Source organism: Clostridium felsineum DSM 794 (genome assembly GCF_002006355.2).
GTDB lineage: Bacteria > Bacillota > Clostridia > Clostridiales > Clostridiaceae > Clostridium_S > Clostridium_S felsineum.
The window spans coordinates 4,358,560-4,383,909 of record NZ_CP096980.1 but is presented as its reverse complement, the minus strand read 5'-3'; the positions used below and the strand labels follow the sequence as shown (position 1 = coordinate 4,383,909).

The following is a 25,350-nucleotide window of genomic DNA, read 5'->3' as shown; positions in this document are numbered from 1 at the left end:
AACTTTATTTAAAATACTACAAATTATATTAATAAAGTTAAATGAACATAATTTATAAATTGATAAAAAATAATAAAAATATGAAATACATCTAAATATTTACTTATAAATGACGATTAAATAACTGACTGGCTTATATTGGAAGGGAGAGACGCTATTATGAGCAAGATTAAAAATATTAGAGTTTTTAAAAACCTAAAAATTAGCTATGGTATCATAATACTTTTTGTCTTAGCCATATTTTCAACAATTTCTGTTGGGACGATATCTTATTTAAAACTTAAGAGTGTAAATGAAAATGTTCATACTATGTCAAATGTAGAAGTTCAAGGGGTTGATAGGATAGCAGATATATATGGAAATGTGGGCACACTTCGTAATACGGTGACAAAGCTTACAGATAGAAAATTTGACAATTCATATGTAACAGAAATCGAGGAGATAAATAAAGCTATTGTTAAAAGTATTAATGAGGAGATATCGGCAATTAAAGACGAGAATGGTAAGAGACAAGCTGAAGCTTTAAAAAGTAATTTTGAAAAGTATAAATATTTTGATGACAAGTTAAAAGACTTAAGAAAGGTTGATCAAAATCCAGATCAGGACTTTTTAGACAGACATGCTAAAGCCGGAAGCAATCTCACAAAATCAATTAAGAATCTTTTGAAGTATCATAAAAATCAAGCTGAACTAATGAGAGTAAGCTCAGATAAAGATTTTCAAAATGCTGTAATTATGTTATTTACAATAATAATTCTTTTGGTAATTATAGGTTCAATAATATCAGTTGCAATATTGACTTTAATAAAAAGTTCTATTAAAGATTTTACAGAGGCTATAAATGAAGTATCTAATGGTAATCTTACTGTTAAAGTAAACACTGAAGGGAATAGTGAATTTGCAATTTTAAATAAGGCATTACATAAAACAATTGAATCAATTTCAAAAATAATGGTAAAAATAAAAGATAATGCAAAAGAAATAAACAATCAATCGGTTTCACTTTCAGCTGTATCAGAAGAAATGTCAGCAACTACACAGGAGGTAACTAATGCAATTAGTGAAGTAGCTAGCGGATCTGTAAGTCAAGCAGGTGAACTTGTTGATATGACAAATGTACTTAATAGATTTGGAAGTAAAATTGATGGAGTAGTAGAAACAGTAGATGGTGTTAATTCTACAGCCAAGCAAATTAGTTATAAGGCAAGTTTAAGTAATGAGCAATTACAAGAATTGATTTCATCAGTTCAAAATATCAATAAATCTTTTGAAGATGTTGTACCTAAAATTAATAATCTTGTATTAAGTGTAGATCAAATAAATACTATAACATCATTAATTAATGGCATAGCAGACCAAACTAATTTGTTAGCATTAAATGCCGCCATTGAGGCTTCAAGAGCTGGGGAAGCTGGTAAAGGCTTTGCTGTAGTTGCGGATGAGATAAGAGAATTAGCAGAACAAAGTAAAAACTCTTCTACTGAAATATCAACATTGGTTGAAGATATAAGAAAAGAAACAAAAATTGTGTTAACTACAACACAAGATGTAAATAAAAATTTGAATTCTCAAGTTAGTATAATAGACAATTCAATATCTTCGTTTAAGGAAATAATTAATGAAATTGGAAGTATAATACCTCAAATAAGCGAAGTTAGTAAATCTATGGAAAGCGTTACTAAAGATAAAGGATTTATTATAGAAAAGACTGAGGGAGCTTCCTCGGTAGCTGAAGAAAATTCAGCTTCATCTGAAGAGATAAATGCATCAACAGAGCAAATGGCGGCATCATCTGTTGAAGTGGCAAATGCCGCCGAAAAGTTATCTCAAAGTGCCAATGTTATGGTAGAATCAATAGAAGAATTTAAATTGTAATATATTAAAAAAGCTATCCTATATATAGTCTAGGATAACTTTTTTTTATAAGAACATCATACTGTGATGTTTTTATCAATATGTTTTTCTATCTTGTGTGAAAATACTATTTTAAGAAGTAAAGGTGTTATTATAGTTGTTAGTATAACTACAATTAAAGTAGGTAAAAATACTTCTTCAGATATAATTTTTGCCTGAAGCCCCATATTTGCAGTTATTATAGCAACTTCTCCTCTTGAAACCATACCAACTCCAATTTGAAGTGCCTCGCTTTTTTTGAATTTAAGTGCGATAGCAGGCAAACCACAACCAACAATCTTACCAATTACAGCAATTGAAAACATAACTAAGGTTATTAAAATCACTTCAAAATTCAAGCCATTGACACTGGCAGATATTCCAACTGAAGCAAAGAAAATAGGAGATAAAAAAGAACTCGATATAATTTTTATTCTTTTTTCTAGATATTCCTTATGGCTTGTAGTAGATAGGATTAATCCACATATGTAAGCACCAGTTATTGAGGCGATTCCAAGTTCTTCGGCTGCAAAAGCACAAAGAAGTGCAGCTGCTATAGAGAAAAGGGTAAGTCCTGCTTGAGGTTTAAATTTATTTATTAATTTATCAATATGTTTTGGCAAGAAATAAAGCGCTAAAATTGACACTATACAAAATATACCTATGTGAATAAAGGTGATTATTAGTGAAGAACTTCCACTTTTAGCACCTCCTGAGGTTGCAAGTACAGTTGCGATTAAAATAAGACCTAAAATATCATCAATTACAGCTGATCCTAATATATTTATTCCAGAACGTGTATTTAATTTTCCTAGTTCTGTTAGTGTTTGAACAGAGATGCTGACACTAGTTGCAGTTAAAATTACCCCTATAAATAAGTTCTCGTAAAAATTGTCAAAAAACATATAAGCCGAAAATGTTCCAAGTATTAAGGGTATGATAACTCCGCCAAATGCAATTAAAAGTGAACTTTTACCAGCTTTTTTTAATTCTTCAAAATTTGTTTCGACTCCTGCTAAAAACATTAGGAATATGACACCTAAATCAGATAAAAGTTTTATGTCTGAACTTTCGTGAATAAGATTTAAAACAAAAGGGCCAAGGAGCACACCAGCTAAGAGTTCACCAAGAACTCCAGGCATTTTAAAATGTGTACTAATTAAAGCACCTATCTTTGTAAAAACTAAAATTAAAGCAATGTCTAGTAAAATTTTCAAAGCTTACACCTCCTATAATATTATGCACGCAAAAAGGGCAGGAAATCCCCTTAAGGAATTTCCCACCCCAGAAATTCAAATGCTCTTGAAAACAAATTAATATTTGTTCAACCGAAAATCAATATAATCATTTGATTATTATAATAGCACATTATATATATCGTAGCAAGGTTAATTAACGAAATACAAACAATATATTGTTTAGTTGACAAATGAGCAAACAATATCGTATAATGTTTGCATAATATGAAAAGAGGGATAGAATGGATATTTCTGAATTGTTTTTTAGTTCAAGTGTTGAAGATATAAAAAGGGGATACATGTATGATGATAAAAAGGAAGAATATATATGTCTTATATGTGGTAAAGTTTATGAAAGTGGAGTAATATATAAAGAAGAAGAAAATTTTTATGATGCTAAAAAATACATGCAAGTTCATATTAAAAATAGTCACAAATCGGTGTTTGATTATTTAATAAATATGAGTAAAGTGTATACAGGCATAACTGATATGCAAAAACAATTTTTAATGCTTTATAAAAGTGGACTTTCAGACAAGGAAATAGCTGAAAAAATGATGACAAGTAATTCGACTGTTAGAAATTATAGATTTAAGCTTAAGGAAAAAGAAAAACAAGCTAAAGTGTTTATGGCCATAATGGAAATAATAAATGAAAACAAAAGTAATGAAGATGAGCTTATAGGCGTTCACAAAAGCGTAACAATGACAGATGATAGATTTTTAATAACAGAAAAAGAGGAAAAAAATATAATTAAAAATTGTTTTGATAAAAATAATCATCTTAAAGATTTTCCAGCAAAAGAAAAGAAGAAGGTAGTTGTACTAAAACATATATTAATTAATTTTAAACGCGGAGAACAGTATACTGAAAAGCAAGTTAATTTGATAATTAAGAGAATATATGATGATTATGCTACAATAAGGAGAGCATTAATAGAGTATGGTTTTATGGATAGGAAAAATGACTGCAGTAGTTATTGGGTTAAAGATTAAAAATTTATTTCCTATAAAACTCATGATATAAAGTAGCAGTAAAGTAAGTGACTAAAAATGATATTGACAATCACTATCATTTATAATATCATATAAGTAGAGATTATTAGAAGCACAAAACTATTGCGGAGGTATTTTATATATGAGTTTATGTGATTTAAAAGCTAATAGTAAAAGAAGTATAAAAAGTATAGTCGGAGACGAAAAACTTTCGAAGAGGTTAAGTGCTTTAGGTTTTATAGAAGGTACTGAAGTAGAGGTTAAAATGGTAGCGCCATTAGGTGATCCTATACTTGTAAATGTAAGAGGATTCAATATAGCTATTAGAAAAAAGGACGCTAAAAATATTTTTCTTAAGGAGGATAAGTAATGGTTACAGCTGCACTTATTGGTAATCCTAATGTTGGTAAGACTTCTTTGTTTAATGTACTTACAGGTTCAAACCAATATGTCGGAAACTGGGCAGGTGTTACGGTTGAAAAAAAAGAGGGATACTTAAATAAAGATATTAAGATTGTGGACTTACCTGGAATATATGCAATGGATACTTATTCAAACGAGGAAAAAGTATCAAAGAATTTTCTAGAGAATGGTAATGTTGATATAATAATAAACATAGTAGATGCTGCAAATCTTGACAGAAATCTTTATCTTACAATGCAGCTCAAGGAGTTTAAAAAACCAATTATACTGCTTTTAAATATGATAGATGTTGCAGAAAAAAAAGGTCTGAAATTTGATTTCGATAAATTATCAAGTGAACTAAAGGTTAAGGTTATACCCATAGTGGCATCAAAGAACAAGAATATAGATGAGGTTAAGGCTATATTAGAAAACGAAGACTTTTCCAAGTTTAAGGATGATAATGAATATAATTTTTCCACAGAAAAAGAAACTTATGATTATATAGAAGGTATTTTGAAAAAATCTGTAAAGCAAATTTACGAAGTTAAAAACTCAATTACAGAAATGCTGGATAAAGTGCTCCTTAATAGATTTATGGCATATCCAGCTTTTGCATTTATAATATTTATAATATTTAAAATAACATTTTCGTGGGTTGGAGCACCGCTGCAAGATTTTTGTAGTAGTTTAGTAGATGATAATATAATCCCATATTTACACAAGATACTAAGCTTTACAAGTCCATGGTTTAATTCTTTTTTAATAGATGGTATTTTTGGTGGAGTTATTTCAGTAGTTGTATTTTTACCGATAATACTAACTCTATTTTTTTGCATTTCTATACTAGAAGACAGTGGATATATGGCAAGAGCAGCATTTTTAATGGACAAGTTAATGAGAAAAATGGGACTTTCAGGGAAAGCATTTATTCCACTAGTAATGGGGTTTGGGTGTAATGTTCCTGCTATAATGTCTGCTAGAACACTTGAAAGTGAGAAAGACAGGAAGTTAACAGCACTCTTAATTCCGTTTATGTCATGTAATGCTAGATTACCGATATATGCACTTATGACAGCAGCATTTTTCCCTAAAAATAAAGGGTTAGTAATAGGTTCGCTATATTTATTAGGAATTATAATTGCATTTATAATAGGCAAAAGTTTGAAAAATACTCTGTTTAAAAAAGGAGAGGAACCTCTTGTAATAGAGCTTCCAGAATATAAATTTCCAGCACCTAGAAACTTATTTTTACATACTTGGGATAAGGGAAAAGGATTTTTAAAGAAAGCAGGAACTATAATATTCTCCATATCTGTTATAATATGGGCATTATCTCATTTTGGATTTGGCGGTATGGTAGATATTAAATACAGTTTTTTGTCATATATAGGAAGAGTTTTGGTCCCATTTTTTACCCCACTTGGTATTGGAACTTGGCAGAATTCAGTAGCTCTTTTAAGTGGACTTGCAGCAAAGGAAGTTGTGTTAAGTACAATGGGAGTAATTTATGGAGCTAACCTGGTAAAAGTTTTACCAACTTTATTTTCACCGCTTACGGCATATGTATTCTTAGTTTTTGTACTTTTGTATCCACCATGTATTTCGGCACTTGGAACAATGAAGAAAGAGTATGGAATGAAGATGACTTTATTTTCTATTGTTTTTCAAATTTGTACAGCTTGGATAGTATGTTTTGTGATTTATAATATAGGAATTTTACTAATAAGATGAATATATTCTTAATATAAAGAGAACTATAATATAAGGTTTTAAAAAGCCTATATTATAGTTTTTTTGGTGGGTGAAAAATAATGATAGTTATTTACCATGATGTTGGAGGAACACATTCTACTGCAGTAGCTGCTAATATACACATAAATAAGTTACCAATGGATAAAGTCCCTAAAAAAGAAGAACTATTGAAGTTAAAAACCTTTGATAAAATTGATAAAGGAGATATGGGGCATCTTGTTTATATAGGAGAAGATGAATTTAAAGATAAAGTGTATACTATTGGTAGACAATATGCGGCTAATCTTGTTATACCAGCTATTGAAGATATGTATTCAATTCTAAATGGAAATAATGAAGATCTTATGATAGTTGATACAAAACCAACGGTTAACACACTTATGAAAATAGGGGGATTTACATCTAGAAGATTACATATGGTTAGTATAGGAAGACCTATTGTTACATATGGAAGTCTTAAAGCTTATATGGAGATAGCAAATATAGTTAAAGGTGTGAAGAATAACCTTAGAAAGGTATTAAAGATAAGTTAGAAGTCTTTCGCCTTAAAATGGCGAAAGACTTCTAAATATAATTTATTTATCATTGCTTGATACTGATAACAAATTATATTAGTATTATTAGTAGTATACATAGTTAGATAAGAGGAGGAGTAATTATGGCAAAAATACTTCTTGTTGAGGATGATGAAGCACTTTCAATGGGAATTAGATACACTCTTTTGAGTGAAAAATTTGAAGTTACTGCTGCAAATTGTATAAAAGATGCTAAAGAAGTTTTTAACAAGGAGAAATTTTCACTTGTACTTATGGATTTAATGCTACCAGATGGAAGTGGATATGATTTATGTAGTGAGATAAGAAAAAACTCAGATATCCCAATAATATTTTTAACTGCCTGTGATGAGGAAGTAAATGTAGTAATGGGATTTGATTTGGGAGCAGATGATTACATAACAAAGCCATTTAAAATAAAAGAACTTATATCTCGAATTAAAGCTGTCTTAAGAAGATGTACAAGTAACGGAGAGGTACTAGAATTAAAATCTAGGGATGTTTCTATTGATAAAAAAACACTCAAGGCATATAAAAATGATGATGAGATAATACTTACCCATATGGAACTAAAACTCCTAATGCTTTTTATAGAAAATTCAGGACAAACTCTCAAAAGAAATTTAATACTTCAAAAGCTGTGGGATGTTTCGGAAGAATTTGTAGATGATAATACACTTTCTGTTTATATAAAGCGTCTTAGAGAAAAGCTTAAGGATAATTCAGAAAATCCTTATATAATAACAGTAAGAGGTATAGGCTACAGATGGAATAAAGGGGGAGATTTAAGTGAAGGACGCTCTTAAAAACCCAGAAATTATGAAGGTACTACAGCTTAATTTTATATTTGGATTAATATTTATGCTTGCATTATATATTTTTGTAAATAAAGTATCTGTTAATGCAAATAGTGAACTTATAAAGAATGATGGAGCAATAATGGAGACACTAATAGAAGCTCATCCGGAAATTAAGAATGATATAATAAGCGCATTTACTAGAGAGAATACAAGCACAGTTAACGTAAAAAAAGGAATAGAATTATCAAAACAATATGGATTTGATGATAGTAAATACAACTTAAATGAGACATTGAATGTATTCCATAGTAAGCTAATATATATAACTTTAATAATTTTTGCATTTTATTTCATATTTAGTGTTGCTCTTATTATAACCCAATTTAGAAAGGTATTTTTTAAGATAAATGAAGTCTACAAGGGTGCAGAAAAAATAATGAATGGGAATTATTCTCTGAGATTAAATGATTATACAGAAGGTGAACTAGGAAAGTTAAGCGCCTCATTTAATAGAATGAGTTCAATAATAGAAAATACTTTGAATACGCTAAAGGGAGAAAAAATTTTTCTTAAAAATATGATGCAGGATATATCACATCAATTAAAAACACCTCTTTCATCTCTTAAAATTTTTAATGAATTGCTCTTAAATCAAAGTGTTAAAGATGAAAAAACAGTAAATGAGTTTTTATATGAAAGTGAAAAACAGTTAGATAAGATGGAATGGCTTATAATTAATCTTTTAAAAATGGCAAGATTAGATGCAGGAGCTATAGATTTTAAAAATGAAAATAAATCTATAGAAGAGACAATAGATGAAAGTATAAGGCTTTTAAAACCAATGTATGTTCTTAAAAATCAAGAGGTATCAGTTAATAGTACTGATAAGTCTTATTTTAAGCATGATAAAAAGTGGCTTATAGAAGCTTTCAGTAATATAATAAAAAATTGTATAGAACACACAGAAGAGTATGGACAAATAAAAATTGAAATATATAAATCACCCATAATGGTTAAAGTAACGATTGAAGATAACGGAGGAGGTATATCAAAAGAGGATTTACCTCATATATTTGAACGATTTTATAAAGGAAAGGGAGTATACAATAAAAACAGTACGGGAATAGGTCTATCTATGGCAAAAAGTATAATAGAAAACCAAGGTGGATTTATAACTGTTAAAAGTATTATTGGACAGGGAACAAAATTTAGTATAGTTTTTTTATACGATGAACAAAAATAAGGAGCCATTTAAGGCTCCAAAGGTGCATTATTTTATGCTGCTTTTTTGTTAGTTTTTGTTTTTTTAAGATATTTTGCAGAAGCAAGAATTATATATAAATAAAATATAATTTGTATTATAAACACAGAAGTAATCTTTATTCCAGCTGCAAAACCTATAATATAAGTTAAGAATGTAGCGCCACAGTTATTAAATATATTTATAACAGCTGAAGCTGATGGAATATCCTTAGACGGAACATGTTGTATAATATAGCCTTGAATTGCAGGATATATAACAGATATAGTAATACCTATAATTCCTACACCTACTAGTGCAAAATAGCTATTAGATTTAGATAATATTATAAATATTCCTAGTATAGATATTATTGGTGAAATACATAAAAATCTAAGGGCACCGATTTTATCAATTATTTTATCTCCAAAAGCTCTTCCAAGAGTAAATAAAATCCAAAAGGCTAGCAAAATATTTGGTACGTTTGCCTTACTTATACTATAATATTTCTCTAAAAAAGTACCAGTCCAATTTGTGGTTGAAATTTCAGCACCAACATAAAAGAATATAGCCAAACACATAGTTAAAACTAAAGGATTTTTTAGTACTGAAAGTGATACATGAGAGTTTTCTGAAGAATTTTGATTGTGTATCGATACATCTTTTAAGCCTGTAGCTATAAGGAAAAACACAATTATTGTTACAATATGTATTATATATACATAGTGAAAGCTTATACCATTCTTTAAAAAGAACTTACTAATTGGTAAAATTAAAATTCCTCCAAGACCAAAAAAGGCATTATAAAGACCAAATTTTTGATATTGTTTTGGTAATAAGGATATTATGGTAGTAGCTATAAGAGACCCCATTCCAACTGCAAATCCAGAGAAAAAGTATCCTATAAGTAATACATAAAAGGATTTCGCAAATATAATTATGGTACTAGCTATTATTATAAAAGAAAAACCAAAATAAAGGCCTTTTTTTAAATCAAGCTTTGCCATTAATTTAGCACCGATTATGCTCATAGCAAAAGAAGCTAAGTAAACTGTAGGGGGAAGCACTGCAATCATAGTACTTGAAACACCATAAGTATTTTTTATGGTAGTTATAAAGGGGGACAAAGTGTTTGAAAATAGTGATAAAAAGAACGCGCCAATAAAGGCAATAAGCATGTTTCTAAAGTTTTTGTTCATGTTTTCAATGTGTAAAATAGTAAAGTGAAATTACTTTATCATTGTGGGTATTTTACACATATCCTCCTCTCGGTTTTTTATTCTAACCATTTGTAGTACATTTAATAATCTAGGGGTTCAAGCCAGATTAAGTAGTTTACAAAAGGATAGGTATTTACTACAGTTAAACTAGGGGAAACTAAGTCATACATGTTAAATATTATAGGGTTTATAGATCTTTAAATATGTACAATTTTATAGTTGCTCACGTTTAACTATATGGCTTTTTTATTTTATCATATAAGTATGCTTAAACAAAGAATAAATGATAAAAATTAATAAAAAGTAAGAATAAATTACATACAAAAGTAAGATTGAACTATTAAAATTTAAGTTATAGGTTTTATAATCTTAATTTGAAGGAGAATATTTATGGAGATAGCATTTATAGAAGGTCTTTCTAAGATTTATGGAAAGGGAGATTCAAGAGTTGAGGCTTTAAAAGATATAAATTTAAGTATAAATAAAGGTGAATTTACAGCTATAGTAGGACCTAGTGGATCAGGAAAAAGTACTCTTCTACATATGATAGGAGGATTGGATAAACCCACAAATGGTAAGGTTATTATAGATGGAAGTGACATTTACTCATTTAAAGAAAAAAAACTTTCGGTATTTAGAAGAAGAAAGATAGGAATAGTTTTTCAATACTATAATCTAATTCCAGTATTAACAGTAGAAGAAAATATAAAATTATCACTTTCTCTAGATAATATAGATCCTGATGAAAAATACATTGATGAACTTATTGAAGTATTAGACTTAAAAAATAAAAAAAATAGTTTTCCAGAAGAACTTTCAGGTGGACAACAGCAGAGAGTGGCAGTAGGCAGAGCTCTTGCATATAAGCCAGCTATAATTCTTGCTGATGAACCTACAGGAAATCTTGATACAAAGAATAGTAGAGCTGTCGTTGAACTCTTGAGATTTTCGGTTGAAAAGTATAATCAAACACTTGTGATGATAACTCATGATATGAATATAGCTTCCTCTGCAGATAGAATAATAAAAATGGAGGATGGTACTATTGAAAGTGACGAGGTGATACGTGGATGAATATATCTAAACTTCTTGCTTTAAGATATATTAAACGTCAAAAAAGAAGAACCATTGTAACAATACTTGGAGTAATTCTTTCGGTAGCACTTTTTACATCCATTGGAGTAATGCTTTATAGCATACAAAATTATCAGAGCTCATACCAATCAAGTTTGAATGGGAGTTATGATGTTATATATGAAGGAGTTAATTCAGATAGTGTAGAGTATCTTAAGAATAATTATAGTGTGGATAAGGTTGGAACTGCATTAGATTTAGGCAATGGTTTTATAAGTAAGGAGGAAGCAGATAAGTATGCTTTAGGAGATAGTTCAGTAAGGGCATATACTGCGGTTTATTTTGATAATGAAACTGTAAAAATGACAAGTGTAAAATTAAAGGAAGGTATTTTCCCTAAGCAAGAAAATCAGGTGTTAGTACCTAAAATTTTAATGAATAAAGGTTACAGAGTTAATAGTAAAATAAAATTGTGTATAGCAGGAAGTGGAATGAAAAAGAGTCAGGAAAAAGAATTTGTTATCTCTGGTTTCTTAGATAATGATGAGAATATTATATATTTGTCTAAAGACTTTTCGGAAGAATTTCTTGCTGGCAATAAAAATTATAGGGTATTTGTAAGCTTAAAAAATGAAGCTGATTATAAGAAAAGCTTTAGAATTATACAGAAACAAATTAAATGTAATAATGTAAGCTATAATTATACTGGTATGGCGAACAAAGGAAAGTACATGGAAAATTATTCAGACTATTCAAATCTATTTGTTATATGCTTGCTTGGAGTTGTTATATTAATAGCGTCGGCGCTTGTTATATATAGTGCCTTTAATATATCTATATTTGAGAGAATAAAAGAATTTGGAGTACTAAGAGCAGTAGGAACTTCACGATATCAAATAAAAAGTATTATATTTATAGAATCATGTATAATGATAATAGTTGGTATTCCTATTGGTATTTTATGTGGTATAGCTGCCATAAAAATTCTTGTTTTTATAGTGAATTTAAATAAGTTTAATATGTTCCGTGATATTAATATACATATATCTCTTAGTGTTATTATATCAGGCGCAGGTTTTGGTGTTTTATGTATTCTTTTTTCATCAATAGTTCCTGTTATTAAAAGTGGTAGGATTAATCCTATTGAGGCAATAAAAGGCTTTAAAAAAATAAAGCTATTAAAACATAAAAGAAAACATTTTAAATTTATAAAAGGTATAAAATTTGAAACTATTTTAATTTTTAGGAATATTAAAAGAAATAAAGGCAGATTTAGGTTAGTTGTATTGTCTATTGCAGTTAGTATAACAATTTTTATTTCATTTTACAGTTTTGTAATGCTTATATTTAGAAACATAGGTAAAGTAGGATATAAAAAAGATATGCATATAAGTACAACGGATATTACATTTAAAAAAGAAGATATATACGATATGAAAAATATTAAAGGAGTAAAAGAAATATATCCTTTAGAAGAAAGTAGTATTCTAATATTTTGTCCTTTAAATAGACTATCAGAAAATTTTAAAAAAACAAGTAGGACTATACACTATAAGCAGGGATATTTTTGGGATACATATAACATATATTTTTCTGGCTATGATTCAAATGAACTTGATGAGATTAAAGACTATGTTATTAAAGGAAAAATAGATATTGATAAGCTTAATAAAGGTGAAGAAGTTTTAGTATTTGAAAAAGTAAACAGTAGAACAACAGGGGAAGTTAATGAAACAAACTTACAAATTGGTGATGAGATTTACATTGATAATAATAATATCTATAAAAAACCTGAAGATTACCCTAAAATTGATTTCCAGAAATTAAAAAAGGTTAAAGTGGGAGCAGTAATAAGTAAAAGTATTTTTCAAGCTTATGGAGGTTCAAGTATGCTTTTTATATCTTCGTTGGAAGGATATAAAAATATAGTTGGACACAATAATTTTAGTGATTTTGAGGTTGAACTTTTTAAAAATGCAGACAAAAAAAAGGTTAAACAAAAAATAAAAAGTAAGCTTGGAGTTAATTATAAATACACACTACAAGATTCAGAGGAGATTCAAAAAGAATATGAAGAGTCTAAAATAGAGGTGTTTATATTAATTTATGGATTTATAGGTGTTATATCTTTAATTGGTATTTTAAATATAGTGAATACTGTAAATACAAATTTGATTTTAAGGTTAAAGGAGTTTGCATGTCTTATAGCAGTTGGAATGAGTATAAGTGATTTGAAAAAAATGTTATTAAAAGAAGGAATACTTTACGGAATATATGGAACTATATATGGCATGATTTTCAGTAGTGGATTATATTATATAATTTATAAATCAATACTTAAGACAGAAACTGTTATATGGTATATGTATGCTAAAGAAGTTATTATATCTGTAATTAGCGTTATTATAATAATATTTGTTTCTATGATTTTTCCTTTAAAGAGAATAGAAAAAATGAATATAATAGAAAATATGCGAGGAGAAGAATGACAAGTTGAAAAATTTGACTTGTCATTTTTCTTATAGATTAGTTTTATATTAAAGTTTGAGTAAAAGAAAAATAAAAGGGAATATATAAGATATAAAACACAGTATATTATGGATGATAATAAGAGGGATAAAATGGATAAAAATAATAGTGAAAAAATAACAATAGAAACTGTTGTTAATGCACCAGTAAAAAAAACATGGGAGTATTGGACAAAACCAGATCACATAAAAAAGTGGAATACTGCTTCAGATGATTGGCATACAACGATTTGTCAAAATGATTTAAAAGTGGGAGGAAAATTTATTTCAAGAATGGAAGCCAAGAATGGAAGTATGGGATTCGATTTTGGTGGAATTTATGATGAAGTGAAATTGCATGAAAGCATTGAATATACTCTTGGTGATGGGAGGAAGGTTGAAATTAAATTTAATCCTAAAGGAGATGAAACTGAAATACTAGAGAGTTTTGATGTGGAAAAATCTAATCCAATTGAACACCAAAGAAGTGGATGGCAAGCAATTTTAAATAATTTTAAAAAGTATGTTGAGAAAAATAATATATCTTAAAATCAAAACAGCTAATGGATAGGGTTAAGTGCATTAGCTGTTTTTTGTATCACGATAATGTTTAGGTGTTATGCCAGTGAATTTTTTGAATATCCTAGTAAAATGGCTTTGATCATGAAAGTTTAGAAGATTAGAAATATCCAATATATTATAATTTGTTGAGGTAAGTAAGAATTTTGCTTCTTTAATTTTTTCTTGATGAATATAATCGGTTAAAGTCATACCTACATTTTTACTAAATAATTCAGATAAGTATTTTGGGCTTAAGTTAGCTTTAGTAGAAAGAAGTTTAAGAGAAATATTATCGTATATATGATTTGAAATATAGTATTTACAAAAAACTATTGGCTTTGGATACTTAAGTTGTTTTATTGTATATACTTTTTTGGAAAAATCAATAAACATGCTATTTTTCAAATTCAATAAGGTATTTATATCATTTAGTTGTTCTACTCTTTGTATGTAACTATCACTTAAGGAATAGGCAAGTTCAGAAGATAGACCTCCAGCTATAGCAGATCTTGTAGCCAAAGTAATACTACAAATAACTAAATTCTTCTCATTTCTTAAATAATTATCTGCAAGTAAACCATAGTCACCTTCTGGAGGTATATCTATATACTCAAGAAGTTTTTTTACGTTACCTTCTTCTATATTTTTAAAAATATTTCTTTCATAAGTAAAGCTATGATGTTTTCTTGATGATAAATTATTAGTAATGTTTTTAATTATAATATTACTATTTTTTTTTATTACAGTTGAACTTTTAAGCTTTTTTCTATAAATACAGTAATAAAACAATATGCTAGTATTAACAAGATGAGGGTAGTTCATTATAGTTAAATTATTGTAGAAATCTACTAATTTAAGCTTAGAACTTATGGGTAGATTATTTTCTGAAATTACTATATTTATAGCTTTATCGTTCATTTTTAAATACAAAGAAGGACCAACTATAAATTTTCCTATAAAGGAATTGTTGAGTTTGAGATTTACCGCAAAGTAATTTTCTTTATATTTGGTGGATTTTATTATAGGGTAGTTTGATAAGGTGTCTTCGCTAAATAAATTTTCAAATAAATTATCTTGATCTTTAATAAATGGATTTAAGTTATCCTTGTGATAGTATGCAGAAGATATAGCTTTATTGTTAGATATAAAGTATACAGGTATTTTTAAAACATCAAACATGGTTTTACATATAAAGTCAATATCATTAGCTTCAAGAAACATAAAGAACCTCCATAATAATTTTAAAACGGATTTTGTTATATAAAACAAGAAATTATACAAAAATAATAGCACAAAATATGATAATATCAAAATGAAGTTTTAAATGAAGTTGTACAATTGCAAATATTGTAAACGTTATATTAAAGACGAGGAGTGTTATATATGGAATTTTTGGTATTAGATGTTGGCGGAACTGATATAAAATATGCTATTATGAATGAAAAAGCAGAAATAATTGAAAAAGAAAAAACAAAAACACCTAGAGACAATATAGAAAATTTTATTGAAACTATAGGTACTATTTTTGATAAATATAAAAGTAGAGTTAAAGGAATAGCCATGAGTATGCCTGGACGTATAGATAGTGAAAGAGGCTATTTATATTCAGGAGGTTCGTTAGAATATAATAATGATAAACAAATAGCAGAAATACTTAAAAAAAGATGTCCTATGCCTATAGCAATAGAGAATGATGGAAAGTGTGCGGCTTTAGCTGAAGCTTGGAAGGGAAATCTAAAGGAATATGAAGATGGAATTGTGGTTATTATAGGTACTGGAATTGGTGGAGGAATTATAAAGGATAAGAAATTACATAAGGGAAAGCATTTTATAGCAGGTGAGTTTAGTTTTATTTTGACAAATGATGAAATGCCAGATCCAAAGAATAATTTTGCAGCAGCATGGGCTGTAACAGGAGGAACACCTTCGTTATGTAAGAAACTAGCTGAGGTTAAAAAATTTAAAAAAGAAATTGACGGATTTACAGTGTTTAAATATGTTAATGAAGGCGATGAAGAGGCTATTAAGGTATTAGATGACTATTGTTATAAGATGGCTGTGCAATTATACAATCTACAATATATTTATGATCCTGAGAAAATAGCAATAGGTGGAGGGATAAGTCAGCAGAAGGTTTTAATTGAATATATAAGAAAGAATATTGAAAAGTATGCGGAAAATATGGCACCTATGGTTTTGTTTAAACCAGATATTATTGCTTGTAAGTTTTATAATGATTCAAATTTAATTGGAGCACTTTATAATTATATGCTTAAGTATAATATTAATGATAAATAAAAAAGTAGAACTAGAGTTTTCTAGTTCTACTAATATTTTAACGAGAATTTAGGCTAAAACTTTCGCTTAAAAGTGTGTCAGTATTAAAAAGGTATTCTGCCTTTGGAACTGAGATATCAGAGCCTTCTCTTAAAACATCTTCTATAGTTTTAACAGGAATAATTTTGAGGTTTTCTTTTACTTCATCCGGCACTTCGTTTAAATCTTCTATATTATCATTAGGAATTAATATCTTTTTAATTCCAGCTCTTTCAGCTGCTATTAATTTTTCCTTAAGACCGCCAATTGGAAGTACAGCACCTCTTAAACTTATTTCACCAGTCATTGCAAGCTTTGAATCTATGCTTTTTCCTGTAACAAGTGAGGATAAAGCTGTAAACATTGTTATACCAGCAGATGGGCCATCTTTTGGAACTGAACCTGAAGGTACGTGAATGTGTATATCCTTTTCTTTAAAGTCGAATCCAGTTAAAGGTAAGCGAGATTTTACTAGGCTTAGAGCAATTCTAGCAGATTCTTTCATTACATCACCTAATTGACCTGTTAATATTATTTGGCCGCTTCCAGGCATTGCAGCAGCTTCTATAAACAAGATTTCTCCACCAACTTGCGTCCAAGCTAATCCTGTTACAACACCAGGTGGATTGTAATCTTGAGCTTTGTCGTGGCTTGAAACGTGTCTACCTAAAGCTTTTTTAATATCTTCTAAAGATACATCGAAAGATGTAAGCTCATCTATAACTATTTTTTCGGATGCTGTTCTAGCTAGCTTTGATAGTTGCTTTTTTAGCCCTCTTACACCGGCTTCTAAGGTGTAATCACTTATTATTTTTTCTAGCATAGAATCATTAATTTTTAGTTGATCAGCTGTAAGACCATGTTCACTAATAACTTCAGGTAGGAGGTGATCTTTAGCTATATGGAACTTTTCAGTGGCAGTGTAGCTTGATATTTGTATTACCTCCATTCTATCAAGTAGAGGTCTAGGTATTGTGTCTAAAGAATTAGCTGTAGCGATGAAAAATACATCTGATAAATCATAAGGTAAATCAAGATAGTGATCTGTAAAGGTATTGTTCTGCTCAGGATCTAAAACCTCAAGAAGAGCACTTGCAGGATCACCATTGTAGCTTGAAGAAAGCTTATCAACTTCATCTAAGACCATAACTGGATTTTTTTCTCCAGCTTTTTTTATTCCATCAATTATTCTTCCAGGAAGAGCTCCAACGTAAGTTCTTCTATGACCACGTATTTCAGATTCATCTTTTACTCCACCTAAACTTAAGCGTACATATTTCCTTTTTAAAACTTCAGCTATACTTTTACCAAGACTTGTTTTACCTGTTCCAGGAGGACCAACTAGGAGTAAAATAGATCCTTTTTTGTCCTTTTTTAATTTCATAACAGCTAAATGTTGTATTATTCTTTTCTTTACTTTATCTAAGCCATAATGTCTAGCATCTAAAATTTCTTTCGCATTTTTTAAATCTATATCTTCAGTTTCTTTTGTCTTCCAAGGTAATTTTATAAGTAGTTCAAGATAATTTCTTATTATATTATAATCTGAACTGCTTGGATTTTGTGTTTCAAATTTATCTACCTCATAAAGAGCAGCTTCTTTCACTTCGGCAGGCATGTCTGATTTTTCTATTAAACTTCTATAGTCATTTTTGTTTTTAGAATCTGATTTTAATTCATCATTTATAGTTTTTAATTGTTCTCTAAGAACAGTTTCTCTATAATTTTTACCTGATTTCTCTGATAATTTCTGTGATATTTCAAGTTGAAATTTTATAGATTCTCTTCTCTTAATTAAATAATCTAAAAATCTAAGACTTCTATCCTTAATGGATTGAAGTTTTATAAGTTCATACTTTTCATCTATTGAAAGAGGCATAAATTGTGTTAGATATCCAATTAATTTATTCAAATTTGAAAACTTGTCTATTTTCTTTATATATATATCTGCTTCTGTAAAGTTTCTGCTCAAATCATGAATTATTTCTTTCATGTCAAGTAACGCCTTGTTAATATCAGCATCAGTTAAATCAACTATATCTGGAGCTATATTGTAATCTGCCAATATAGTAGTATTGTTAAAAGTTTTAGAAAGTACTTCAACTCTATCTACAGCTTTAATTTTAATTTTGTAGCCATCAGATAGTCTTTCTACTTCATTTATATCAAAAGTTACTCCGATTTCATAAAAATCCTCTTCTGAAATTTCGTTTAATTTTACTTTTTTATTTAGAGGAAGTGCTATGTTAACTGTATTTTCATCATTTAAATAATTTAACATTTCATTATCTATATTATTAAGTTTAATTGTATAATCCATATCAGGTAGTAAATTTACATCCAAGATAGGGAGTATAACTGCTTTATTTTTACTTTCCATATTAATTATCCTTTCAAAAATATATTAAGAGCATTATATAACTAAAGCATCCTGAAGAATTTGTATTATTTCCATAAGTAAAGCTTGTCTTTCATTTGGGCTTAAACAGTGATTCGTAGCTATATCTTTAACAGGTGAAAAAATAACACTTAGAATTGTATCGTTATGATAATTTTTAAGGATGCTAGAATTCTTCATTTTATCTAATAGAGTATATATATAATCTAATTCCTTTAGTTTTTCACAAGTATTAGATAGTGAGGGACAGCTAGAGAACTGTTCTACAAATAAAAATATTTCTTTATTTTGCTTTATATAAAGATAATAATTTCTTATTAAACTTTCTATAAGTTCTTTTCCTGTTATGTTTTTGGAAATCCCCCTAAGTAGATGATTTAAAATTTCTTTGGAGTATTCGAAATAAATTTCACGAAGCATTACATCCTTATTTTCATAATATATATACACGGTAGCAGGGGAAACCTCGGCTGCTTTTGCTATTTTAGATATGGAGGTGCCGTGAAAACCTTCATCTAGTATAAGTTTTACTACTGCATTTTTAATATTTTCCTGCTTTTTGTCATCTTTTTTTCTCACATCATCACCTCCTAGTAAAATATATAATAAATGAACATTCACTTATTGTCAATGGAAATTTAAAGGATGTACATGTATTTTAAATTGTGATATAGTTGTAAATAAATGTAATATGAGAAATGAGGATCGTAAAATGATAAAGATAGAGCATTTAGATTTAAATGAAGTTTTGATATTAGAATATGAGTCGAAAAAAGATAATAGAGCGGTTTCTTTTAGGAATTTTTCTAAAAAAGAATTACAAAGCATTGGAATTTTTACAGAGTTTGTTGAAGAAATTTCTTATCACATCATGAAGAAAAGCACATTATATGGAATTCATTTTCAAAATAATCCAAAAGCTCAATCAAAATTATTATATTGTACAAAAGGAAAAGGTATTGATTTTGCTGTGGATTTAAGAAGTGATTCAATTACATATAAAAAATGGGTTTGCGCGGAATTAAATCCTGAAAATAAAAAACAAATATATATACCAGCAGGTTTTGGACATGCTTTTTTAGCGCTTGAGGATGATACACACCTTGTTATGAAAATTGATAAATATTTTGATTCTGATTTATCAAAAGCTATTACATATAAGGATACTGAGCTTAATATCAAATTCAATATTTTAAATCCTATACTTTCAGAAAACGATAAAAATGCACCTACTTTAGCTAATAGTAATTGTAACTTATAAGATAAAAATAAACCACAATTATAGAAAAAGTGGTTTATTTTTGGATGGGGGTGAAATCTAAATTGTGTTTGCAGAATTATTTCTATAAATCATAGAAAAAACAGCGGCTAGAATAGCAGTTATAAGTCCAGCAGAAAGAAAACCATATCTCCCACCAAAATTATTCATAAAAGAGCCTACTACTAAATTTCCTATAGGGGTTGTGCCCGCGTTGAATAAGGTATATATGCTCATTACACGTCCGCGATATTTATCTGAAGTATTTAATTGTAGTATAGAATTACTTCCATTCAAAAAACAAAGATTTGAAAAGCCAGAACCTAGTACTAAAATTGCGGTAAAATATAAATTTCCTGAAAAAGCAGCTATTACTTGAAGAAGTCCACTTGAAAGACCAACAATTTTTAGGAGTTTAAAATTCAAATTGTTTCTTCTTAAGCTAGCCATTTTCATCGTGCCAAATAGAGAACCAATTCCCATAGCAGATAAAAGAAAAGTGTAACCATGTGAACCTTTGTTTAAAACTGTTTTTGAGAATACAGGAACAATTACATCAACATTCATAGCAAAAGTACATACTATAGCCATAAAAATAAATGCTTTTAGAAGTATTTTGTTAGAATAAACATATTTAAGTCCTTCTTTTATTTCCTTTAAAAGATTGCCGTTAGAGGTATTTGCTGCTAGACTTTTTTGCTTTATAAGAAATAAGCCTGTTAGAACAGCAGCATAACTTAAAAAATTAATAAAAAAGCAAAAGCTCATACTAAAGGTTGTCATGATTATACCTGCAATTGAGGGACCTATAATTTTAGCTATATTAAAAATAGAAGAATTTAAGGATACAGCGTTTGGAAGATCTTTTTTTCCAACTAATTCAATGAAATAGGATTGTCTTGTAGGCATATCAAGCGTTGTTGTGAAACCTTCAATTGTTGCAAGAAAAAATATTAAAAGTGCAGTTATGTGATTTGTATACACTAGTAGAAATAATACTAAGGCTTGCAGCATTCCAACACTTTGCGTTAAGTAAAGTAATTTCTTTTTTGGAAATCTATCTACAATGGCCCCGCAAAAAACTGAAAAAAGTAGGGTAGGACCGAATTGGAATATACTAAGTGCGCCTAAAAGCAAAGGGGATTTTGTTAGGGTATATAAAAGCCAAACTTGAGCTGTTCTTTGAAGCCAAGTTCCCATTAAAGATATAGATTGTCCGACTATAAAACATTTAAAATCTCTATGTGTTAGTGAAGAAAATGTCTGTTTGTTTACTAAAAGCATTTTAAAGCCTCCCTGTTAAGATATGTTACTATTATTTTAAGCAAGAATCATGCCAACTTTAAAATGGTGATTTTTATATAAAAAATAAAAGGCCTGTTTCAAAAATAAAACATACCTTTTCAAAAATGAAAATTATTTTTTTCTCCATAGAGTGGTCCTAGCTATATTTAATATTTCAGCTACTTTATTGTGATCGTTATTATATTTTTCTAGTAAATTATTTATAATGTTTTTTTCAGTGAAAGCTGTTATTTCTTTTAGTGTTAGATTACAAGGAACCTTTAAAGTTAACGTATTGTTGTTTTGATTTCCATGTATTACACTATTTAAAACCTGAGACCAGTTTATTTCTTGATCATTGTCAATAAAGAGAGCTATTCTTTCCATTACATTACTAAGTTCACGCGTGTTTCCAGGCCAATTATAGGACATTAAAGTAGGAGATATTCTTTTTAATATAGTAGTACGATTTAAGGAGAACTTAGGGGTGTTCTCCAAAAAATGTGCTGCTAGTATTTCCACATCATGTCCTCGTGACCTTAAAGGTGGAAGAGTCAGGTTAAATACATTAAGTCTGTAATATAGATCCTCTCTAAAGGTACCATTTTCTATGGAATTAAGTAAATTTCTGTTTGTAGAGCTTATTATTCTTATATCTACAGGAATGATTTTATCTCCACCTATGTGCATAATTTCTTTTTCTTCAAGAACTCTTAAAAGCTGAGCTTGAAGTGGTTTTGAAAGCTCACCTATTTCGTCAAGGAAGATGGTTCCGGTGTGAGCCAATTCAAAAAGTCCTGGTTTCCCTTCTTTTTTCGCACCAGTAAAGGAGCCACCTTCGTAACCAAATAGTTCACTTTCAAGAAGATGTTCAGGAAGAGCAGCACAGTTAATTGCAACAAAAGGACCATTTTTTCTAGGGCTACTGTTATGTATACTTTGTGCAAATAGTTCTTTTCCAGTACCGGATTCTCCCTGTATAAGTACTGAGGAGTCTGTTTTTGAATATAAGACTGCAAGCTTTTTTAGTTCCAGCATGTTCTTATTTTCAGTTAAAATATCACTAAAATTGTATTTAGCTACAAAGCCTTTTTCATGTATTTTTTTTCTTATAATTTTTTCCAAAGTCTGTATTTTAGTTACATCCTCAAAGGTATTCACAACACCTATAAGCTTATCTTCTACTTTAACAGGAAATTGATTGGCAGCAATAATAAGTCCATGTAAATTTTTTATTATTTTTGTTTCGGGTTCTCCAGTTTTTAATATATTATCTATTTTATAATTTGGTATAACAGATTCAATTGGCTTTCCAAGCAGTTTCCCCTTTGCTTTAATGAAAATTTTATTTATTGAATTATTATAAGTAGTTATTTTTTTAAATTGATCAGTTACTATAATTCCTTCACCTATAGCATCAAGTATTGCTTTAAAACGAGCAGCACGTCTAAGCTCTATGTTTCGAACCTCTATTAAATTTAAAGCTTCTTCAATAGCTTGTCTTAAAGCTTCTTCTCCAGAATTTATAGTTTCACCATAAAGTCCTCTGGATATTGCTTCATCAGTAACACTTTTGCCACTAACAACAATTTTTATATTTTTATTTTTAACTTTTGAAATTAATGAACTGATTTCTTGTTCAGAAGAAAACATAAATTCTTCAATCTGTACATCTAACATATTTTCAATTTCAGCTTTGTTTAAAATACTCCGCTTATAAGTTATTAGTGCTATTTTATTACCAAGTTTTTTTGCGGTAAAAATGGCACGTAAGGTATCAAAGCGAGTAACCTTAATTGATACAGAAGGTATATTTACAGTTTCTTTTATGTAATCGCTAGTTGCACCTCTACTTATGATGGCATCAACTTTATCCTGCAATTTGAAAGCTATTTTACTGGCATGGGTAAGAGAGGCTGTTTTTGTAATTGGTATAAAACCTTTTTCTTTGGCTAGCTTAGGAAATAATTTTAATAAATTTTCGTTTGTACTTATAAGAGCAATTTTTAGAGACATAAAAACACCTTCCATTAAATTTAAAATATATATAATTAATTATCTTTAATAATTTTAGCATAAGGTGGAGTAGCTTTAAACAATAAACAAACTACACACTTCTAAGTAAATGTTTTCATTTTGCATATAAGTGGTACTTTTTATTTTTCAAGTATCTTTATAAAGCTACTTGAAAAAGTGTAAGTAACGTGATATATTTAAAATACTAGGAGGAAAATAAATAAAAAAATATAAAATATAACTAAGAACAAAGTTATTTACTAAAGGTATTTTAATTGTATTAAGTTATTATATATATGTAAACGGTTTATTGAAAGGAGAATTAATTATGAATTTCTTAGGAATTGATTTGGGAACTTCTTCTGTAAAGCTTGTTGTTATGAATGAAGAAGGAGAGATTACAACAAGTGTATCTGAGGAGTATGGCATAAGTTATCCAAAGCCTGGCTTTGCAGAACAAAACCCTGATGATTGGTGGAAGGGTACGAAAATTGGAATTAATAAGCTTATAAATGAGAAAGGTATAAATCTACTAGATATTGCAGGGATAAGTTTTAGTGGACAAATGCATGGTTTAGTTGCTTTAGATGAAAATGGAAAGGTTTTAATTCCAGCAATACTTTGGTGTGACCAGAGAACAGGCAAACAATGTGATTATTTAAATAAAGAATTTGGACAGGATAAATTATCTAAATACACAGGTAATATGGCTTTAACAGGCTTTACACTGCCTAAGGTTTTATGGGTTAAAGAAAATAAACCAGAGATTTATAAAAAAATAGCACATATAATGCTTCCAAAGGATTATATAAGCTATAAGCTTACAGGAAAATTTGCTTCAGACGTATCAGATGCATCAGGAACATTAATGTTTGACGTAGAAAATAGAAAATGGTCAGAGGATATAATGAAGCTGCTTAATATTAAAGAAGAGGTATTGCCTAAGGTATATGAATCTTATGAGGTAATAGGAAATGTTTCAGAAGAAGCATCAAGGGAAACTGGATTATCAATAAAAACCAAAGTTATAGCTGGAGCAGGAGATCAAGCAGCAGGTGCTGTAGGAACTGGAACAGTTAATTCTGGTGTTTTATCGGTAGCACTTGGAACTTCTGGAGTTGTATTTGCATCTAGTGAGAAGTTTTATGTAGATAAAGATAACAGACTTCATTCGTTTTGTCATGCTAATGGTAAATGGCATCAAATGGGAGTTATATTAGCAGCAGCATCAAGTTTAAAGTGGTGGGTAGATAATATAAATGAAGATGGAACACAAGATAGTTTTGAAAAACTCCTTTTGGAGGCAGAAAAATCACCTGCAGGTAGCAGAGGAGTATTTTTTCTTCCTTACCTTATGGGAGAAAGGACACCATATAATGATCCATATGCAAAAGGAAGTTTTATTGGGCTTAATATGACACATAAAAAGGGAGACATGACCCGTGCCATTTTAGAGGGGGTAGCATTTGCACTTAGAGACTCTTTAGAAATTTTAAAAAGTTTAAAGGTTGATATGAAGGAAATAAGGATTAGTGGTGGAGGTTCAAAAAGTGCACTTTGGAGACAAATAATTGCTGACGTATTTAATCTTAGAGTAAGTATTATAAATTCAAAGGAAGGACCAGCATACGGAGCAGGCATACTAGCAGCTGTTGGAGTTGGACTTTTTAAATCCGTAGATGAAGCCTGCAAAACACTTATAAGAACTACAGATCAAACAGAGCCTATAGAGCAAAATGTAATCAAATACAATAAACATTATAAAGTGTATTCATCCCTTTATGCTTGTTTAAAAGATAAATTTAAAGAAATAGATAATTTATAATTTTTTTTAAAGGT

General features: G+C 29.0%; 20 protein-coding genes and 1 other annotated feature. Of the genes, 13 read left to right on the top strand and 7 right to left on the bottom strand.

Features of this window, described 5'->3' with window-relative positions:
* Positions 1–159: 159 nt before the first annotated feature.
* Complete coding sequence (locus tag CLFE_RS20335; RefSeq protein ID WP_077893926.1) at positions 160–1,875, top strand: methyl-accepting chemotaxis protein; 1,716 nt, start codon at positions 160–162, stop codon at positions 1,873–1,875.
* 56 nt (positions 1,876–1,931) lie between these two features.
* Here the strand turns inward: CLFE_RS20335 and CLFE_RS20330 are convergent, their stop codons facing one another.
* Complete coding sequence (locus tag CLFE_RS20330) at positions 1,932–3,110, bottom strand: cation:proton antiporter (protein WP_077893927.1); 1,179 nt, start codon at positions 3,108–3,110, stop codon at positions 1,932–1,934.
* A gap of 56 nt (positions 3,111–3,166) precedes the next feature.
* Positions 3,167–3,223: a sequence feature (sodium ion sensor (DUF1646 type); this cis-regulatory element may regulate processes involved in with the transportation of sodium ions), on the bottom strand.
* 150 nt (positions 3,224–3,373) lie between these two features.
* On the opposite strand from CLFE_RS20330, the gene CLFE_RS20325 reads away from it, so the two are divergent.
* From CLFE_RS20325 to CLFE_RS20300, 6 genes are all read left to right on the top strand, one after another.
* On the top strand, positions 3,374–4,126 hold the full coding sequence (locus CLFE_RS20325; protein WP_077851010.1) for a DUF2087 domain-containing protein: 753 nt from the start codon (positions 3,374–3,376) through the stop codon (positions 4,124–4,126).
* Between the two features lie 142 nt (positions 4,127–4,268).
* Positions 4,269–4,496, top strand: a complete 228-nt coding sequence (locus tag CLFE_RS20320) for a FeoA family protein (RefSeq protein WP_077836052.1) — start codon at positions 4,269–4,271, stop codon at positions 4,494–4,496.
* Positions 4,496–6,262: a ferrous iron transport protein B gene (gene feoB / locus CLFE_RS20315; RefSeq protein WP_077893928.1), complete on the top strand. Its 1,767-nt coding sequence runs from the start codon at positions 4,496–4,498 to the stop codon at positions 6,260–6,262. Before CLFE_RS20320 ends, feoB begins: the two co-directional genes overlap by 1 nt.
* 80 nt (positions 6,263–6,342) lie before the next feature.
* Entirely contained in the window at positions 6,343–6,816 is a 474-nt protein-coding gene (locus CLFE_RS20310) for a DUF3189 family protein (protein ID WP_077836050.1), read from the top strand.
* A gap of 125 nt (positions 6,817–6,941) precedes the next feature.
* Positions 6,942–7,643: a response regulator transcription factor gene (locus tag CLFE_RS20305; RefSeq protein ID WP_077834607.1), complete on the top strand. Its 702-nt coding sequence runs from the start codon at positions 6,942–6,944 to the stop codon at positions 7,641–7,643.
* The gene (locus CLFE_RS20300; protein WP_077893929.1) at positions 7,627–8,880 is read left to right on the top strand and encodes a sensor histidine kinase; all 1,254 of its coding nucleotides are present in this window, start codon (positions 7,627–7,629) and stop codon (positions 8,878–8,880) included. Before CLFE_RS20305 ends, CLFE_RS20300 begins: the two co-directional genes overlap by 17 nt.
* A 32-nt stretch (positions 8,881–8,912) precedes the next feature.
* On the opposite strand, the gene CLFE_RS20295 is transcribed toward CLFE_RS20300, so the two are convergent.
* Positions 8,913–10,076, bottom strand: coding sequence for an MFS transporter (locus CLFE_RS20295; protein WP_077893930.1), 1,164 nt, complete (start codon positions 10,074–10,076; stop codon positions 8,913–8,915).
* A gap of 411 nt (positions 10,077–10,487) precedes the next feature.
* Here CLFE_RS20295 and CLFE_RS20290 point away from each other — a divergent pair, with 411 nt between their 5' ends.
* From CLFE_RS20290 to CLFE_RS20280, 3 genes are all read left to right on the top strand, one after another.
* Positions 10,488–11,171, top strand: a complete 684-nt coding sequence (locus CLFE_RS20290) for an ABC transporter ATP-binding protein (protein WP_077893931.1) — start codon at positions 10,488–10,490, stop codon at positions 11,169–11,171.
* The gene (locus tag CLFE_RS20285) at positions 11,168–13,660 is read left to right on the top strand and encodes an ABC transporter permease (RefSeq protein WP_077893932.1); all 2,493 of its coding nucleotides are present in this window, start codon (positions 11,168–11,170) and stop codon (positions 13,658–13,660) included. Before CLFE_RS20290 ends, CLFE_RS20285 begins: the two co-directional genes overlap by 4 nt.
* 132 nt (positions 13,661–13,792) lie before the next feature.
* Positions 13,793–14,227, top strand: a complete 435-nt coding sequence (locus CLFE_RS20280; RefSeq protein WP_077893933.1) for an SRPBCC family protein — start codon at positions 13,793–13,795, stop codon at positions 14,225–14,227.
* Positions 14,228–14,260: 33 nt separating this feature from the next.
* On the opposite strand, the gene CLFE_RS20275 is transcribed toward CLFE_RS20280, so the two are convergent.
* Positions 14,261–15,460: a helix-turn-helix domain-containing protein gene (locus CLFE_RS20275; RefSeq protein WP_077893934.1), complete on the bottom strand. Its 1,200-nt coding sequence runs from the start codon at positions 15,458–15,460 to the stop codon at positions 14,261–14,263.
* 162 nt (positions 15,461–15,622) lie between these two features.
* Between CLFE_RS20275 and CLFE_RS20270 the strand changes: the two genes are divergently transcribed.
* Complete coding sequence (locus tag CLFE_RS20270; protein ID WP_077893935.1) at positions 15,623–16,537, top strand: ROK family protein; 915 nt, start codon at positions 15,623–15,625, stop codon at positions 16,535–16,537.
* 37 nt (positions 16,538–16,574) lie between these two features.
* On the opposite strand, the gene lon is transcribed toward CLFE_RS20270, so the two are convergent.
* Together lon and CLFE_RS20260 are read right to left on the bottom strand one after the other, a co-directional pair.
* Entirely contained in the window at positions 16,575–18,935 is a 2,361-nt protein-coding gene (gene lon / locus CLFE_RS20265) for an endopeptidase La (RefSeq protein ID WP_077893936.1), read from the bottom strand.
* A gap of 33 nt (positions 18,936–18,968) precedes the next feature.
* Positions 18,969–19,532 carry a TetR/AcrR family transcriptional regulator gene (locus CLFE_RS20260; RefSeq protein ID WP_077834597.1) on the bottom strand — a complete coding sequence of 188 codons (564 nt, stop codon included), beginning with the start codon at positions 19,530–19,532 and terminating at the stop codon, positions 18,969–18,971.
* A 133-nt stretch (positions 19,533–19,665) separates the two neighbouring features.
* Here CLFE_RS20260 and CLFE_RS20255 point away from each other — a divergent pair, with 133 nt between their 5' ends.
* A complete protein-coding gene (locus tag CLFE_RS20255) occupies positions 19,666–20,214 on the top strand; it encodes a dTDP-4-dehydrorhamnose 3,5-epimerase family protein (RefSeq protein ID WP_077893937.1) in 549 nt (182 codons plus the stop codon).
* A 57-nt stretch (positions 20,215–20,271) separates the two neighbouring features.
* On the opposite strand, the gene CLFE_RS20250 is transcribed toward CLFE_RS20255, so the two are convergent.
* Together CLFE_RS20250 and CLFE_RS20245 are read right to left on the bottom strand one after the other, a co-directional pair.
* Positions 20,272–21,495, bottom strand: a complete 1,224-nt coding sequence (locus tag CLFE_RS20250) for an MFS transporter (protein ID WP_077834595.1) — start codon at positions 21,493–21,495, stop codon at positions 20,272–20,274.
* 132 nt (positions 21,496–21,627) lie between these two features.
* Complete coding sequence (locus CLFE_RS20245) at positions 21,628–23,511, bottom strand: sigma-54 interaction domain-containing protein (protein WP_077893938.1); 1,884 nt, start codon at positions 23,509–23,511, stop codon at positions 21,628–21,630.
* Positions 23,512–23,839: 328 nt separating this feature from the next.
* On the opposite strand from CLFE_RS20245, the gene xylB reads away from it, so the two are divergent.
* Positions 23,840–25,336 (top strand): xylulokinase, encoded by a 1,497-nt coding sequence (xylB, locus tag CLFE_RS20240; RefSeq protein WP_077893939.1) that lies wholly within the window; start codon positions 23,840–23,842, stop codon positions 25,334–25,336.
* The last annotated feature ends 14 nt before the right edge of the window (positions 25,337–25,350 follow it).

What these genes read in the sequence shown, in the direction of transcription:
- CLFE_RS20335 (WP_077893926.1), top strand. Translation starts at nt 160, where the DNA reads ATGAGCAAGATTAAAAATATTAGAGTTTTTAAAAACCTAAAAATTAGC.
- CLFE_RS20325 (WP_077851010.1), top strand. Translation starts at nt 3,374, where the DNA reads ATGGATATTTCTGAATTGTTTTTTAGTTCAAGTGTTGAAGATATAAAA.
- CLFE_RS20320 (WP_077836052.1), top strand. Translation starts at nt 4,269, where the DNA reads ATGAGTTTATGTGATTTAAAAGCTAATAGTAAAAGAAGTATAAAAAGT.
- feoB (WP_077893928.1), top strand. Translation starts at nt 4,496, where the DNA reads ATGGTTACAGCTGCACTTATTGGTAATCCTAATGTTGGTAAGACTTCT.
- CLFE_RS20310 (WP_077836050.1), top strand. Translation starts at nt 6,343, where the DNA reads ATGATAGTTATTTACCATGATGTTGGAGGAACACATTCTACTGCAGTA.
- CLFE_RS20305 (WP_077834607.1), top strand. Translation starts at nt 6,942, where the DNA reads ATGGCAAAAATACTTCTTGTTGAGGATGATGAAGCACTTTCAATGGGA.
- CLFE_RS20295 (WP_077893930.1), bottom strand. Translation starts at nt 10,076, where the DNA reads ATGAACAAAAACTTTAGAAACATGCTTATTGCCTTTATTGGCGCGTTC.
- CLFE_RS20290 (WP_077893931.1), top strand. Translation starts at nt 10,488, where the DNA reads ATGGAGATAGCATTTATAGAAGGTCTTTCTAAGATTTATGGAAAGGGA.
- CLFE_RS20285 (WP_077893932.1), top strand. Translation starts at nt 11,168, where the DNA reads ATGAATATATCTAAACTTCTTGCTTTAAGATATATTAAACGTCAAAAA.
- CLFE_RS20280 (WP_077893933.1), top strand. Translation starts at nt 13,793, where the DNA reads ATGGATAAAAATAATAGTGAAAAAATAACAATAGAAACTGTTGTTAAT.
- CLFE_RS20275 (WP_077893934.1), bottom strand. Translation starts at nt 15,460, where the DNA reads ATGTTTCTTGAAGCTAATGATATTGACTTTATATGTAAAACCATGTTT.
- CLFE_RS20270 (WP_077893935.1), top strand. Translation starts at nt 15,623, where the DNA reads ATGGAATTTTTGGTATTAGATGTTGGCGGAACTGATATAAAATATGCT.
- lon (WP_077893936.1), bottom strand. Translation starts at nt 18,935, where the DNA reads ATGGAAAGTAAAAATAAAGCAGTTATACTCCCTATCTTGGATGTAAAT.
- CLFE_RS20255 (WP_077893937.1), top strand. Translation starts at nt 19,666, where the DNA reads ATGATAAAGATAGAGCATTTAGATTTAAATGAAGTTTTGATATTAGAA.
- CLFE_RS20250 (WP_077834595.1), bottom strand. Translation starts at nt 21,495, where the DNA reads ATGCTTTTAGTAAACAAACAGACATTTTCTTCACTAACACATAGAGAT.
- CLFE_RS20245 (WP_077893938.1), bottom strand. Translation starts at nt 23,511, where the DNA reads ATGTCTCTAAAAATTGCTCTTATAAGTACAAACGAAAATTTATTAAAA.
- xylB (WP_077893939.1), top strand. Translation starts at nt 23,840, where the DNA reads ATGAATTTCTTAGGAATTGATTTGGGAACTTCTTCTGTAAAGCTTGTT.